This is a genomic window from Amycolatopsis sp. NBC_01480, from assembly GCF_036227205.1.
GTDB lineage: Bacteria > Actinomycetota > Actinomycetes > Mycobacteriales > Pseudonocardiaceae > Amycolatopsis.
This window is the reverse complement of record NZ_CP109442.1, coordinates 4,461,584-4,475,994: the sequence shown is the minus strand read 5'-3', so window position 1 is coordinate 4,475,994 and position 14,411 is coordinate 4,461,584. Positions and strand designations below refer to the sequence as shown.

At 70.6% G+C, this 14,411-nt stretch carries 12 protein-coding genes and 1 other RNA gene; 4 read left to right on the top strand and 9 right to left on the bottom strand.

All coding sequences use genetic code 11. The features are described 5' to 3' along the window. Positions 1–90 precede the first annotated feature (90 nt). The 5 genes from OG371_RS21555 to rnpB form a co-directional block, all read right to left on the bottom strand. Complete coding sequence (locus OG371_RS21555; RefSeq protein ID WP_329071920.1) at positions 91–3,075, bottom strand: ATP-binding protein; 2,985 nt, start codon at positions 3,073–3,075, stop codon at positions 91–93. Between the two features lie 3 nt (positions 3,076–3,078). Continuing rightward, positions 3,079–3,567, bottom strand: a complete 489-nt coding sequence (locus OG371_RS21550) for a hypothetical protein (RefSeq protein WP_329071918.1) — start codon at positions 3,565–3,567, stop codon at positions 3,079–3,081. Positions 3,568–3,579: 12 nt separating this feature from the next. Continuing rightward, positions 3,580–3,846, bottom strand: a complete 267-nt coding sequence (locus tag OG371_RS21545) for a hypothetical protein (protein ID WP_091625991.1) — start codon at positions 3,844–3,846, stop codon at positions 3,580–3,582. A gap of 625 nt (positions 3,847–4,471) precedes the next feature. Then, positions 4,472–5,332, bottom strand: a complete 861-nt coding sequence (locus OG371_RS21540; RefSeq protein ID WP_329071916.1) for an SCO6745 family protein — start codon at positions 5,330–5,332, stop codon at positions 4,472–4,474. A gap of 99 nt (positions 5,333–5,431) precedes the next feature. Beyond that, positions 5,432–5,835: RNase P RNA component class A (rnpB, locus tag OG371_RS21535), an RNA gene on the bottom strand. Between the two features lie 153 nt (positions 5,836–5,988). On the opposite strand from rnpB, the gene sfnG reads away from it, so the two are divergent. The 4 genes from sfnG to OG371_RS21515 all read left to right on the top strand — a co-directional run bounded on the left by sfnG (position 5,989) and on the right by OG371_RS21515 (position 9,700). Further along, positions 5,989–7,116: a dimethylsulfone monooxygenase SfnG gene (gene sfnG, locus OG371_RS21530; protein WP_329071914.1), complete on the top strand. Its 1,128-nt coding sequence runs from the start codon at positions 5,989–5,991 to the stop codon at positions 7,114–7,116. Positions 7,117–7,369: 253 nt separating this feature from the next. Further along, the gene (locus tag OG371_RS21525; protein ID WP_329071912.1) at positions 7,370–8,065 is read left to right on the top strand and encodes a hypothetical protein; all 696 of its coding nucleotides are present in this window, start codon (positions 7,370–7,372) and stop codon (positions 8,063–8,065) included. Positions 8,066–8,124: 59 nt separating this feature from the next. Beyond that, positions 8,125–8,376 (top strand): helix-turn-helix domain-containing protein, encoded by a 252-nt coding sequence (locus OG371_RS21520; RefSeq protein WP_329071910.1) that lies wholly within the window; start codon positions 8,125–8,127, stop codon positions 8,374–8,376. Positions 8,377–8,455: 79 nt separating this feature from the next. After that, positions 8,456–9,700, top strand: a complete 1,245-nt coding sequence (locus OG371_RS21515) for an SLC13 family permease (RefSeq protein ID WP_329071908.1) — start codon at positions 8,456–8,458, stop codon at positions 9,698–9,700. A gap of 54 nt (positions 9,701–9,754) precedes the next feature. Here the strand turns inward: OG371_RS21515 and OG371_RS21510 are convergent, their stop codons facing one another. From OG371_RS21510 to OG371_RS21495, 4 genes are all read right to left on the bottom strand, one after another. Then, positions 9,755–11,497, bottom strand: coding sequence for a hypothetical protein (locus OG371_RS21510; protein WP_329071906.1), 1,743 nt, complete (start codon positions 11,495–11,497; stop codon positions 9,755–9,757). A gap of 182 nt (positions 11,498–11,679) precedes the next feature. Then, entirely contained in the window at positions 11,680–12,825 is a 1,146-nt protein-coding gene (locus OG371_RS21505) for a bifunctional RNase H/acid phosphatase (protein WP_329071904.1), read from the bottom strand. Then, positions 12,822–13,559, bottom strand: a complete 738-nt coding sequence (locus OG371_RS21500) for a zinc ribbon domain-containing protein (RefSeq protein ID WP_091626006.1) — start codon at positions 13,557–13,559, stop codon at positions 12,822–12,824. The genes OG371_RS21505 and OG371_RS21500 overlap by 4 nt, the downstream gene beginning before the upstream one ends. Beyond that, positions 13,556–14,383 carry a Nif3-like dinuclear metal center hexameric protein gene (locus tag OG371_RS21495; protein WP_329071901.1) on the bottom strand — a complete coding sequence of 276 codons (828 nt, stop codon included), beginning with the start codon at positions 14,381–14,383 and terminating at the stop codon, positions 13,556–13,558. Before OG371_RS21495 ends, OG371_RS21500 begins: the two co-directional genes overlap by 4 nt. Between the last annotated feature and the right edge of the window lie 28 nt (positions 14,384–14,411).

Sequence of the window (14,411 nt, the reverse complement as noted above, 5' to 3'; positions counted from 1 at the left end):
ACCGGCCGGCGACCGCCGGTTCAGGCACCCTGGCCAAGCCGGCGCGCGCACTGGCGAGGCCGCGGCTACCGCGGCCCGGTTCCGGCGGGTTCACGCGGCATCCCTGCCGGTGCCGCCCTTGCCGCCGGTCCGGGCGGGCTGACCCTGGCCCCGTCCATTGGCACCGTTTCCGTTCTGCTGCACCGCACCCTCCACCTCGCCGGTCTCGGACGCGAGCGGGTCCGGCGAGCCGAGGAGCTGCTCGTCGGTCAGGCCGACTTCGAGCTCGGCCTCGAGCTCGAAGTCGTGTTCCAGCTCGTCGTCTTCCGGTGGGGTGGGGACGTACGGGACGGGCTCTTCCTCCGGCGGGTGCGGCACGACCAGGTCGGTGCCCGGCTTGGTGTACGCGTCCTTCGAGCCCGGGGTGGTGTCCATGACCGACCGCAGCTGCTGCAGGTGCGGGCCGGAGAAGTCGACGCGGATGCGCTCCACGCCGCCGGCGCCGTCGCCGAAGATGAACTGGCGCGGTTCGACGTCGCGCTCCAGGCCGCGTTGCGAGCCCGGGCGGCGGCCCAGCGCCGCGACGACCTGCTCGTAGCCCACGCCGACCGGCACCTTCAGCAGGCGCAACGCGTCGGCCTGGGCATCGTCGTCGTCCAGCCGGCCGACGAAAACCGAGTCCAGCAGCGCGACGAAACCCTGGATCTTCAGGAAGTCCGCCGGGATCTGCGAGGACAGCAGCACCCGGACGTTCCACTTGCGCGAGTCACGCGCGAAGCGGTTCATCAGCACGCGCCCGGTCGGCACCTCGGACAGGAAGAACGCCTCGTCGATCCAGACGCCCTTGCGCAGTTCCTTCGGCTTCTCGTACACCGACCGCTGGGTCAGCCACGCCGCCAGGTTCAGCATCTCGACGCCGAGGGACTCCGCGTCCGTCCAGTACTCGCGCGGCACGCCGTCCTTGGGCAGGGTCAGGCCCGCCATGGTCAGCACGGTCATGCGGTCGTCGCGGGTCTCGGCGTACGGGTCGGCGTCGTCCTCCGGGATCAGCAGCGCCATGCGCTCGCGCATCTCGTCGAGGAAGTCCGCGACGACCACAGCGTGCTCGTGGTGCTCGCTCGAGTCCCGGCGCAGCGCGTCGATCACCTGGCCCGGGTCGGCGTCGAAGCGGCCGCCGACCGCGCGGACCGCGCGCAGCAGCACGATCCGCGTCTGCGCCATGCGTGACACCTCGTACGGCAGGACGCCGGTGAGCACGTCCAGCACCAGGCGGCGCCGCGTCGCGCCCGCCAGCGCCTTCTCCCGGCGCCAGGACCGCTCCGGGTCGTCCTCGTCCATGAAGTGCTCGAGCAGCGGGTCCGCCACCACCCGGTACGGGTTGAGGATGCCGGGCTGCGCGTTGAGCAGGTTGATCGGCCGCGCGTACGGGCGCAGCTCGGGCAGGTCGCACAGCCGCGAAAGCGGGCCGGACGGGTCGAGGATCGTCCAGTGCGCCCCGGCACGCAGGGTCTTGTAGACGATGCCGCCGCCGAGGAACGACTTGCCGCCACCCAGCCCGGCCACCATCGCGGTCAGGCCCGAGCCGTCGCGGATCTCCTGCGCCATCCACGGGTCCCAGGCCACCGGGCGCCGGGTCGCGGTGACCGTCTCGCCGAGCAGGATGCCGCGCCGGTCGCCGACCTCGGCCGTGGCCGTCGGCACCGCGGAGGCGCCCCACACCACGGAACCGCGGCGCATGTACGCCGCCGAAGCCAGCGGCTCGCCCGGGATGAACTCCCGCGCCATCGCGTACTGCGCCTCGGGGTGCTCGATCGCGACCTTCGGCTTGTACAGGTCGAGCAGCTGCTGGGCCAGCCGCAGCGCGTCACGCTCGGTGGGCCCGGAAACCGCCAGGCGCCACCAGGAACGCACGCGCGTGGCGAGCGCGGTGAAGCCCGACGTCATCTCGTCGTCGATCTCCAGCACCCGCCCGGCCTGGCGCGACAGCGACTGCGGCGGCTCCAGCTCGTGCTCGTCGGTGTAGTGCTTGACCTGCGAGCGCACCTTGTTCATCTGGCGCTGCAGCTCGCCGGACACCTCTTCCGGACGGCGGACGTAGATCCGCGCGGACACCTCGACCGCGGCGGGCAGCCGGTCGGCGTGCTGGATCCACGGGTCGTCGACCTCGGGGATCTGCAGGCCGTGCATCTGGCCGACGGTGAGCACGGCGAGGTGCCGCGAGACGCCCGCGTTGGACCCCGTCCGGCCGCGGACCGTGACGGTCGGGGCGTACGGGTCGGCGTAGAAGTCGGCGGCGTCGGTGAAGCTGGCCAGGTCCTCGGGCTCCCACGCGGCGCCCGGCACGGCGGGCATGTTCCGCGGCGCGGGCAGGCCCAGCGAGCAGGACCGGTGCATCAGCCAGGACATCTCCTCGGCGTGCACCGGGCGGCCCTCCAGCCCGGCGCTGCCGATCACCTGGTCCAGGTGCTCGACCTCGGAGTCCAGCGCCGCCAGCTCGGCGTCGACGGCCTCGGGCAGGATCTTGCGCAGCACCGGCGCGGCGCGCTCGACCGCGCGGTCCACCATGCGCCGGGTCTGGACCTGGACGCCGAGGTAGACCTCCTTCTCCGCCATCGACCGGCCCATCAGCTGCTGCTGCTCGCCGATCAGGTAGTCGTCGAAGGACAGCGCGCCCGGCACGTCGCCCGGGCGCCCGACCGCGTTGTGCACGTGGGCCTCGGCCCACATCCGGATCGGGTACGGCCGGTTGGTCACGCGCAGGTGCAGCCAGCGGCCCTGCAGCTCGGCGTACTGGCCGGCGATGGCCGCGATCAGGTCGCGGCGCTGCGAGTCGGAGCGGAACGACCAGCGCTGCGGCGCCAGCCGGTACCAGGCGTACACCTCGTAGCCCGTGCGCAGCAGGTGCCCGTCGATGCTGCGGGCGGCGATCGACGGGGTGTAGGCCGGTATGGCCTGCTCACCCGTCAGGCGCTTGCCGCCCTTGCCGTTCGAGGAGGTGTTCCTGGCGTTCGCGGACCTGACCTGCTGGGGCGTCTGCCAAGCGCCCACCGGCACGTCCTGATCCCGCTTCCCTCGGCTTCCGCCGCGACCGAACAACGACTACCTCCCGGCCCGAGCCGCGGGGCGGCTCCGGCGCGCTCGTGGTGCTCCCTGTGCCCCGGCCTGTGCTCCAGCGACCTGGCCGTAGCCGTGGTGCTGGTACTGCCGCCTTTTCTTGTGCTTCGGGACCGGGCGCTCGGCCCGGACGCGGATCCGGCTGGCGCTGACCGCGCCGCCCGTGCCCGTGCCCCGCTCCCGCGGCGTGTTGAGCTCACGGCCCGCCATCGCGACCACCGCGCCCAGCGGGCGCTCGTGGCTGATCTTGGCCGTGATCAGCCTGGTGATCACGATCGTGATCACAAAGGCCCACGCCGTGGAGAAGAACCCGAAGCTCCAGCCCGCCCACCGCTCCACGGTGAGCACGAGCAGGAAGACCGGTATGCCGATGAGCCACGCTACGTAGCGGGCCCTCCAGGGAAAAGTCGCCTTCGGCGGGCCGAGCCAGACGGCGTCGACCCGGTAGACCTCGTCATCTGTCCTGATACGCACGCCAGCCCCGCCTCAGCCGGTGAACAGGCCGGCGATCCACTGGCCCACGTTGACGCCGGCGCCGCTGACCGCGAGCCCGATGATCGCGAGCGCGATGACCACACCGGCGAGCCGGCGCATCACGCCCGCGTTGTCACCCTTGCCGCCGCCCAGCCACAGCAGCAGGAGCGCGACGGCGAGCAGCACCAGGGGGATGACGTTGTCGATCAACCAGCTACGGACGTTGCCGGTGCCGAGCTCGCCGGCAGCCAGCGTCTCGAGGGTGGTCATGGTCATCATCGCGATACTCCCGGTGCGCGGAGGGGGCCGCGCGGTTCTGGCTTGGGCGAAGCTTCGAACAACATCATGGCGTTACATGGGGTAATGGTCAAAGCGCGCTTGGTGAATGTCGACTTGTGGGCAGGGGCCGGGTCGGAGCGGTCTGGTCAGAATTCCTCGCCCTCCATCATGGTGGCAAGGGTGCTCGGGATTAACCCCGGACACCCGGATTTCGCAGTGGACCGACGAACTCACTCCGCCAGGAGCCCTTTGCTCACTCTCGGTGCTCCCGGTGCCGACGTGATGAGGCCGCAACCAGTGTGGCATGCCCCATTCGGCCGCCTCTCGCGAGTCCGCTGAGTGAGCGCCACGCTGCAGCCGTGGCCCGAAATCGATCACGAAGCAGTGAGGCGCTTGTCACGATACGCGCAAGTCGGACGCCTTTTTTCACTACATAGCGTGATATCGGACATCGGGGGCCGGGCCCGCCGAAAGCGGTGTTTAGGCCCTCTCCGCTCCGGGAACGCCCGGTTCCGGGCACCGGCCCGTGCTCACTCCGGGTACACGTTCGGCCGCCCGAACCAGCGTGACCTGCACCGTTCGGCGGCAACGGCGCCGACAAGCGCGGGCCGCGGAACTCCTCCGGTCAGGACGGCTTGGTGATCGCGCGGGGGAACGCGCCTGCCTTCACCACAGCGCGGCTCAGCGGGCGGCACAGTTCGCGCAGGCGGGCCGACTTCTGCTCGCCCAGGCGCGTCCACGGCTCTTCGGACGCCAGGTTCGTCGCGGCCTCGATCCGCTCGCGCAGCTCGGCGCCGCGCTCGGTGAGCCCGCCGTCCGCGCCGACGATGCCCTGGTCGACCAGTCCGGCGACGGCGGCGTCCCACTGCTCGTCACTCCAGCCGCGGGTCTGCTTCGCGGACTCCGGGGTGAAGCCGGCGCCCGTCGCGACGTGGGTGACGAGAGCGTCGAGCCCGCCCAGCCCGTTCAGCATCAGCGCGGCGACGTGCGCGTCGCCGCGGTACTCGCGCAGCAGCGAGACGGCGTGCCAGAGCGCGAGGTGCGGCCGGTCGGGCCAGGGCAGGCTCGCGTGCCCGGCGTAGAGGGCACGGCCTTCCGCACTGCAACCAGCCGTGGCTTCGCGCGCCAGCTCGGCGGCCTCGGCCACGTCGTCGGAGGCGAGGGCCTCGTCGCCGAGCAGCCGCCGGTACGCCGCGTCGACGGCCTCGAGCCGGGCCGTGAGCACGGCCTCCGGCGTCGCCAGCGTCCAGGCGCGCGGGATGTGCCGGGCGACGATTTCGGGGTTGAAGTTGTAGAACGTCGCAGTCACCACGGCCGTCCCGACGGCCCCCATCGGCGCGGCCCGCCCGGCGAAGTAGCACATCCGGCCCGGCCGCAGCCCCGCCGCGGTGAGGTACTGCTCGGTCTCCGGCACGAAGTACACCAGGGAGTGCAGCGTGTCGAAAGTGCCCTTGAACTGCTTCGCGACGTCCGTGGCCTCACCCATGCCGCGAACCCTACCGCGCGGTAACCAGGGTGCGCACCGTCGGAAGCACGAGTTCGGGAGGGGCTGGTCCGAAGCGCCCCAGCGTTCGATGCGCTGGGGCGGACGAGCTGGCATGTAAGCCGGATCCTGTTCCCGGCGCGCCTTGCGGTGCGACCGGGCGACGGTCATCCATCTCGGCCTGCCGTCGCCGGCAGGCTCCAGCGGCCTACCCGCAGGCATCGGACGGGCCGTCCTCGAACGCCTGCGCAGGAGCGTGAGCTCCCTCTTGGCCTTGCTCCGGGTGGGGTTTACCGAGCCATCCCGGTCACCCGGGATGCTGGTGGTCTCTTACACCACCGTTTCACCCTTACCCCCGTCGGATGGAACGTTGACGGGGGCGGTCTGTTTTCTGTGGCACTGTCCCGCGGGTCGCCCCGGGTTGCCGTTAACAACCACCCTGCCCTGCGGAGTCCGGACTTTCCTCGGACCGGGTTTCCCCGGGCCGCGACCGTCCTGCCAGCTCGTCCGCCGGTGAATGGTACCCGTGCCGGGGTCGCCGGCCTCGCGCGCGGTGGCGGTTACCGCGGCCCGGGGTTTTGCACCATCCTTTGTGGACGCGGTTCTCATCGCGTGGACGACCGTTGACGGTGCTGAGGCCCCGCTGTTCACTCGGGCCCATGTCCGCACCAGACCCGCACGAGCCACTGAAATTCGCCTACTGGGTGCCGAACGTGAGCGGCGGCCTGGTGACGAGCGACATCGAGCAGCGCACCGACTGGGGGTATGAGTACAACCGGAAACTGGCCGTGCTCGCGGAGGACAACGGCTTCGAGTACGCGCTGAGCCAGGTCCGCTACACCGCCAGCTACGGCGCCGCCTACCAGCACGAGTCGACCGGCTTCAGCCTCGCGCTGCTTCTGGCGACGCAGCGACTGAAGGTGATCGCGGCCGTGCACCCGGGGCTGTGGCACCCGGGCGTGCTGGCGAAGTTCATCGCGAGCGCCGACGTGATCTCGGGCGGCCGCGCCGCGGTCAACGTGGTGAGCGGCTGGTTCAAGGACGAGTTCACGAAGCTCGGCGAACCGTGGCTGGAACACGACGAGCGGTACCGCCGCACGGAGGAGTTCATCCGTGTGCTCAAGGAACTCTGGACCGACGACCACGCGGAGTTCGGCGGCGACTTCTACCGCATCCACGATTTCGACATCAAGCCCAAGCCTGAAAGCCGCCCCCACCCGGAGATCTTCCAGGGCGGCAACTCCACCGCGGCCCGCAAGCTGGCCGGCCGCGTCTCGGACTGGTACTTCAGCAACGGCAAGGATTTCGACGGCTTCACCGAACAGGTCGAAGAGGTCAACGGCTACGCGGCGGCGAACAACCACAGTGTCCGCTTCGGACTGAACGGTTTCGTCATCGCCCGCGAATCGGAGTCCGAGGCACGCGACGTCCTGCGCGAGATCGTCGCGAAGGCCAATGTGGACGCCGTCGAGGGCTTCCGCTCCGCGGTCAAGCAGGCCGGAAAGTCCACTTCGGACGCAAAGGGCATGTGGGCGGACTCGGAGTTCAAGGACCTGGTCCAGTACAACGACGGCTTCCGCACGGGCCTGATCGGCACGCCGGAGCAGATCGCGGACCGGGCCATCGAGTACAAGCGGCGGGGGGCTCACCTTTTGTTGCTGGGCTTCCTGCACTATCTGGAGGACGTGGCGCATTTCGGGTCTGAGGTGCTGCCGGTCATCCGGTCCAAGGAACGGGACGTGGCTCGTGGTGCTGGGGTTCCGGAACCGGCGACCGGGCGGGTCTGAGGCTGCTCGGCGGGCTTCGCTGAGTTTGCTGGGTTTCACTGACTCCAACGGCCGACAGCGAGGCACCAGCCGTACCGCGAGGTCACGCACGTCCGGCCCAGTCGCACCACCTCATGGAGTGAGCACATCCACCTGCTGCAGCACTGCCGGTGCCGAAATCCTCCTCGGCTCCACACCTTCCGCTGACCGGTCTATCCAAAACCCGCGACGATCGCGTATTCAAACTTCCGAGGCACCACCTTCCGGAGGTTGCATGTTCGAGTACCGATCGTCGTCCGGGGAAACCGTCGTAACCGAACCCACTCTGTTGGAATTTTCGAGCATCCTCGACGTCATCGCGGCGGGGTTCGCCTCGCCGTCAGCTTGCAGCAAAGTGTTGGTGCAGGAGGGCGAACTCGGGCCGGGGGTGCCGACTGCCGCCGTCACGCCCGGCCTCGCGTGCGACATCGTCCGCGGCGCCGACGTGCCCGATCCGGTTTGCCAGGCCGTCTGGTCCCGGCTCGTGCTGGGCAGCCGAAACAGCCAGTACTGGGAACGGGTCCTGCTCTGGTCCTGGGTTCCCCGTCTCCGGGCACTCACCAGGCGACTGCATTCGAACTGGCGCAACGACCGCTTGGACATCCAGTCAGACGTGCTCCTCGGATTCCTCCTGACGGCGCGGGATGTCGATGTGAACGACGAGCGTCTCCCCTCGCGCCTGTATTGGGGCACCCACGAGTTCGCCAAACAGGCCTGCCGCAGTGCAACGCAGGACTTGCCGTGCGATGACATCGAATCGCACCAGCGGAGGCTGGGTTACGTGGCCGAGACCGACCTCACCGTGGTGCCTCTGCATTCCCGGCCCGACGGCACCACGGTAGAAGGGGAACGCATCGGCGCCTTGGCCGACCGGATGGGCCTGCGCTCCCTGATCAACGCGCACAACGACAGGCCGGGTGAGGTCGCGTGAACCCACGAGACGATACCCAGGGCCCTTCGCTCGCCTTTGTCTACCGTTCCCGGCGGTCGATGACTTTCCCCGAGCTGTTCCGGTTGCCGGCGACGGTCGACCTGGCCACGGCCGCGAAGGCGTTCAACATGCATGTCAACACCGCGTACCAGCACATCCGGCGCGGCACGTTCCCGTGCGCGGTGATCCGCCCTGGTGGGCGCTACCTGGTTCCCACCAAGGCGTTGCTGGCAGCCTTGCAGATCGACGAAGTGCCGATCTATCTCGAAGATGTCGATCGCGGCGCGGAAAACGCCTCTCGGTCCGAATAGGCAGTACGGGGCGGTGGCCGCTCGGCCACGACGGCCACCGCCCGATCCCGCATCACAGCGAGCCGGTTAGCGTTCAGGAGTGACCGGAACCGCGGCGGCCGTAGCCAGCCTGATCCTCTTGGCCGCCACGCTGGTGTTCGCCATGGTGCGGCCGCGGGGGTGGCCCGAGGCGGTGGCCGCGGTGCCGTTGGCCGGGGTGGCGCTGGCGCTGGGGCTGGCGACGCCCGCGGAAGCCGGGAAGCGGGTCGTCGAGATTCTGCCGACGATGGGGTTTCTCGCGGCGATTCTGCTGGTCAGCCATCTCGCCGCGAAGGACGGGGTGTTCAGCTGGCTGGGGACCAGGCTCGCAGAGCTTTGCCGCGGGCGGCCGCGGCGGTTGCTGGTGCTCACGTTCGCCGCGGCGGCTGGGGTGACGGCGATCCTCAGCCTCGACGCGACCGTCGTGCTGCTCACGCCCGTTGTCCTCGCGACGGCCGAGGGGCTGCGGCTCGAGTCGAGGCCCCACGTTTACGCGTGCGCGCACCTCGCCAACTCCGCGTCCACCCTGCTGCCCGTCTCGAACCTCACCAACCTGCTCGCCTTCGCCGCGTCCGGGCTCACGTTCGCCGGGTTCACGGCGCTGATGGCGCTGCCGTGGCTGGTCACGCTGGCCATCGAGCTGGCCGTGTTCGCCCGGTTCTTCCGCGAGGACCTTCAGGCCGCGCCCAGCGCCGAGACCCCCGAGCACCGCGAAGCGCCGGTGTTCGCGCTCGTGGTGCTGGCGGGCACGCTGATCGGGTTCGGGGCCGGGCAGCTGGTGCACGTCGAGCCGGTCTGGGTGGCCACGCTGGCCGCGCTCATCCTCGGCGCGAAAGCGCTGGGGGAACGCAAGATCAAGCCCTGGCAGCTGGTCACCGAGGCCTCGCCGATGCTGATCCTGTTCGTGCTCGGGCTGGCCGTCGTCGTCGAGGCCGTTTCGGAGCACCTGCTGGGCGGCCTCCTGCGCACCCTGCTGCCGGACACCGCCGGGCTGCCCGAGCTGCTGGCCACCGCCGCGATCGCGGCCGTGCTGGCCAACGTCGTCAACAACCTGCCGGCCACGCTGATCCTGCTGACGGTGCTGGGCCCGCACCCGAACACCGGCATCCTGCTGGCCGTGCTGCTCGGCGTGAACATCGGCCCGAACGCGACCTACCTCGGCTCACTTGCCACGCTGCTGTGGCGCCGCGTGCTCGCGAAAGCCGGGCACCGGCCGTCGGCGAGGGAGTTCCTGAAGCTCGGCGTGCTGACCACGCCGCTCTCCCTCGCCGCGGCCACCACGGCGCTCTGGCTCGTGCTCCCCTGAAAAGACTCGTGAGTGTTTATGACGGTTCTAACCGTCATAAACACTCACGAGGGCTCAGGGACGCGGCGGAATGGTCTGGCCCGGCTCCATCGTCGGGCCGCAGTCCTTCAGGCCGTCGCCGAACCGGTAGGCCTCGACGTCCATCATCGTGGTCGCCGCGTAGTTCTGGACGGCCTTGAGCTTGGCCAGGTCCGTGATGGCGTCCTTGCGCACGAAGTCACCGTTGCGCGGGCCGGGGCCGGGGTAGACGAAGATCGGGTAGTAGTCGCGGTCCACGCGCGGGTCGACCGTGATCCCGTTGCCCGCCGCCCACGGGCCCCAGGAGTGGATGAAGGTCGGCTTGACCGAGTCGAACACGTAGTTGCGCAGACCGGCGATGTCGTCGTTCTTGGTCAGGTCCGCGATGTCCGCGTTCACCAGCCCGGCCATGTCCACCAGGTGCAGCCGGCTGGTCATCGACGAGCCGCCGAGGTCCGGCAGCAGCAGCGAGGCCTGCTGGAGGCCCAGCATGTCGGCGTACGTGTTGAAGCCGCGGCCGAAGCGGTCGGCGACCAGGCACGCGGGAATGGTGGGGCTCTTGATGAACTGGTCCGACGCGTGTGTGAACCCGACCAGCGACGGGATCGCCGCCGCCACCACCACGACCGAAGCGACCGCGCGCCAGCGCACCTTGACCGCGCGCAGCAGCTCGGCGAACGCCAGGGTCCCGCCCAGCGCGCCCAGCACCCACACCGGCGTCGCGAACCGGTTCTGCGCCATCCAGTCCGGGATCATCACGCCGAAGGCGATAACCCCCAGCGCGAACGGCGTCATCAGCGCCACCAGGGCCCGGCGCCACGGGGCCTTGACCAGCGCCCAGATCACCACGGCGGCGAGCACGATCGTGGCCGCGATCCCGGCGTACGCGATCAGGTTGCCGGGCCGGATGATCGACATCAGGTCGGGCAGGCCCTGCTTCTTCGCCACCGACGGGTTCGCCAGCAGCCGGTGGAACTCGCTGTAGCGCCAGGCCACATAAGACCCGAACAGGACGGCGAACGACGCGATGGACAGCGCGGCGAAGCGGAAGCTGCGCCAGAAGCCCTCCCGCCGGACGCCGAAGAGCAGGACGATCGGGTACGCGGCCGCGTAGATCAGGCCTTCCGGCCGGGTCAGCGCCGCGAACGTGACGATCACCCCGGCCGCGATAGCCACCTTCGGCGTGAGCGCGCGCTCCTTGTTCACCGCGGTGAACAGCAGCACAGCCAGGCCGAGCACGGCGAACGCGAACAGCGAGTTCTCCAGGCCCGACACCACCCAGATGACGAACGACGGGATGGTGGCCAGCGTCAGCCCGACGGCCAGCGTCACCGCCCACGCGCGGCGCGGGAACAGCTGGCGCGCCGCCAGGTGGCAGAGGATCAGGATGCCCGCGGTGAACAGCAGGCCGAGCAGCTTCGGGAACAGCACGTAGTCCGGGATGCCGAACAGCAGGCCGTGGTCGAACAGGCCGGCCACCTTGCCGAGCGCGAGCAGCAGCATCCAGGTCGGGTCGGAGAAGCCCTCGACCGGCGGCGCGCCGGGCTGCAGGACCGGGCCGAGGCCGTCGGCGAAGCTGCGCGCGTAGGAGAACGTGATGGCCGCGTCGTCCACGATCCAGTGGCCGTAGCGGGTGGCGTGCCAGGCGACCCCGGCCACCCCGGCGAGCACCGCCAGCGTGGCGGCGATCCAGCCGTGGCGCAGGCCGCGGGCGGTCTCGGGCGCGTCCTGCTCAGGCAGGTCGCGTTCGGATGCTTCGCTGAGTGCGCTAGCCGTCATGTCCTCGTCACTGTTTCTACTCGCAGATCTTGCCGAGAAACGCACGAGCCTGCGCCCCCCTGTGAGGATCCCCGGGGATCCGCGCCGCGGCGCCGCGGTCGACTGAGCACTCTAGCCAATACCTCACCGGCCGGTTCCCACGCGTCACCGTTGGGCGTGATCCGCGGCACATCCGGTGCCGGTCAGCTCAGGTGCGAGATGTCGTTGACCAGCCGGACGGAGGCGTTGCCGTCGGGGTAGAACTCGACGATCGACAGCGAGGCCAGATCCAAGTGCAGCCGGAACAGCAGCGACGGCCCGGCGTCCAGGCCCAAGCGGAGCAGCGTCTTGATCGGCGTCACGTGGCTGACCACCACAACCGTCTGCCCGGCGTACTGCTCGACCAGGTCCTCGAGAGCCTGGCGGACGCGCACGTACACCGTGTCGAAGCTCTCGCCGCCGGGCGGCGCGCACGAAGGATCGGACAACCAGCAGCGGTGCAGCTCCGGGTCGTGCTCCGCGGCCTCGGCGAAGGTGAGGCCCTCCCACTCGCCGAAGTCGGTTTCGATCAGGCCCGGGTGCGTTTCGACCCGGCCGCCGAGCGCGTCGGCGACGGCCTGCGCGGTCTGCTTCGTCCGGGTCAGCGGCGACGCGACGATGGGCGCGGCCTCGCCGTCCTCGCCGATCAGGCCCGGCATGGTGGCCAGGCGCTTCGCCGCGGCGGCGGCCTGGCCACGGCCGTGCTCGGTGAGCGGGACGTCGCCGCGGCCGGAGTAACGGCGGTCGACGGACATCTCCGTCTGGCCGTGGCGCAGCAGGAGCAGCTTGGTCGGGGTGCCGCGGGCGCCGGTCCAGCCGGCCGGGGAGACCCGGTCCGGCTCGGTGACTTGCGCGGGCGTGGTCTTGGCCGACGCGGCGGGCGCGGGCTTGGCGGGACGGCCGGTGCCGGCGTCCATCGCGACGTTGGCGAGCCGGTCGGCGTCCGAGTTCTCGGCGCGGGGGATCCACATGTAACTGACACGGTCGAAGCGGTCCGCGAGTTCACGCGCCTGCGCGGCCAGCGGCTGCAGCGCGGCGTGCTTGATCTTCCACCGGCCGGACATCTGCTCCACGACGAGCTTCGAGTCCATCCGGACGTCCACAATGGACGCACCGGTCTCGGCGGCCGCGGTGAGCCCCGCGATCAGGCCCGAGTACTCGGCCACGTTGTTGGTGACCACGCCGAGGAACTCGTGCCGCTCGAGCAGGATTTCGCCGGTGGCGGCGTCCTTGACCACGGCGCCGTAACCGGCCGGGCCGGGGTTGCCGCGCGAGCCGCCGTCGGCCTCCACGACCACCCGGTCGGTCACAGGCCCGACTCCAGGGTGCGGACGAGGATCGCCCCGCAGTTCTCGCACTGCACGACGGCGTCCTCGGCGGTGGCCTTGATCTCGTTGATCGTGTTGCGGTCCAGCTCCAGCTGGCAGGCGCCGCAGCGGCGGGCGCGCAGCAGGGCCGCGCCGATGCCCTTGTGCTCGAGGGTGCGCTGATACAGCTTGAGCAGCGGCTCCGGGAACCGCGGCAGCAGCTTCGCGCGGTCCTCGTCGCGGCGGGCGCGGGTGGTGTCGAGGTCCTTGAACGCCTCGTCTCGGCGGACGATCGCGGCGGCGACCTCCTGCTCCGCCTTGTCGACCTCGGCACCGGTGCGCTGCGCGTCCAGCTCGAGCGCCTCGCGCTGCTCCATCAGCTCCAGCAGGTCGTCCTCCAGCGCGCCCTGCCGGCGGCCGAGCGTCTGCAGCTCGTGCTCGATGTCGGTCATCTGCTTGGAGTTCACGGAACCGGACTCGAGGAGCTTGCGGTCGCGGTCCTCGCGGGCGCGCACCGACTCGATCTCCTTCTCCTGCCGGGCGATCTCGCGGTCGAGGTCGGACACGGCGGTCTGGACCGACACGAGGGCGTCACGCTTGTCCCGCGCGGTCTTCTCCCCCGCGTCGATCTCGGCGAGCTCGGGGAGGGTGCGGCGGCGGTGCGCCGTGCGCGAAAGCTCGGCGTCCACCTTCGCGAGTTCGAGCAGCTGGCGCTGGACGGCGGGGTCGGCCTTCACGGTGCTCCTTGTTGGCTAGCGCGGACGGTCCACGGGTCGGTGCACCGCGTGGAGACGTGACTGTCGACGTTACCCGCAAAGGCCGCGCCGACAATGGCCGAGGCTTGCCTGCACCAGGGCCATTCGCTGGCCCAGTGCGTGAGCCCGACCAGTGCCGGCGCTCCCCCGGTCGCGGCGAGGTGCTCACCGGCGGGGTGATGGCGCAGGTCCGCGGTGACGTAGGCGTCGACGCCCGCCGCGGCGGCCTTGGCGAGATAGGAGTCGCCGGCCCCGCCGGACACCGCGACGGTGCGGATCGGCCGGTCCGGATCGCCGGCGCCGAGCACGCCGGGCAGCGTCGCGGGCAACGCCTCGGCCACCCGCCGTACGAACGCTTCGAAGGGCTCGGCGTCGGCCAGCTCCCCGATCCGGCCGATCCCGGTGCGGCCACCGGGAACGTGGGGTTCCAGCGGCCGTCGCACGGTGAGCCCGATGGCCTCGGCGAGCGCGTCGGAGACCCCGGGGTCGGCCGAGTCGGCGTTGGTGTGCGCGCAGTAGAGCGCGATGCCGCCCCGGATCATGCGGTGCACGAGCCCGCCCTTCGGCGTGTCCGCCGGCACCCCGTGCACCCCCCGGAGCAACAACGGATGATGCGCGACGATCAGCTGCGCGCCCAGCTCCTCGGCCTCGGCCACGGTCGCCTCGACGGGGTCCACGCAGAACAACACCCGCGTCACCTCGTCCGCGGGATCCCCGCACACGAGCCCGACGGCGTCCCAGCTCTCGGCGAGCTCCTTCGGATAACTGCGTTCGAGGACTTCGATGATCTCGGTCAGGGCGGGCACGAGGGGATCTTCCCACGTCACCGGGTTC

What these genes read in the sequence shown, in the direction of transcription:
- OG371_RS21540 (WP_329071916.1), bottom strand. Translation starts at nt 5,332, where the DNA reads ATGGGTGAGGCCACGGACGTCGCGAAGCAGTTCAAGGGCACTTTCGAC.
- OG371_RS21525 (WP_329071912.1), top strand. Translation starts at nt 7,370, where the DNA reads ATGTTCGAGTACCGATCGTCGTCCGGGGAAACCGTCGTAACCGAACCC.
- OG371_RS21520 (WP_329071910.1), top strand. Translation starts at nt 8,125, where the DNA reads ATGACTTTCCCCGAGCTGTTCCGGTTGCCGGCGACGGTCGACCTGGCC.
- OG371_RS21510 (WP_329071906.1), bottom strand. Translation starts at nt 11,497, where the DNA reads ATGACGGCTAGCGCACTCAGCGAAGCATCCGAACGCGACCTGCCTGAG.
- OG371_RS21545 (WP_091625991.1), bottom strand. Translation starts at nt 3,846, where the DNA reads ATGATGACCATGACCACCCTCGAGACGCTGGCTGCCGGCGAGCTCGGC.
- sfnG (WP_329071914.1), top strand. Translation starts at nt 5,989, where the DNA reads ATGTCCGCACCAGACCCGCACGAGCCACTGAAATTCGCCTACTGGGTG.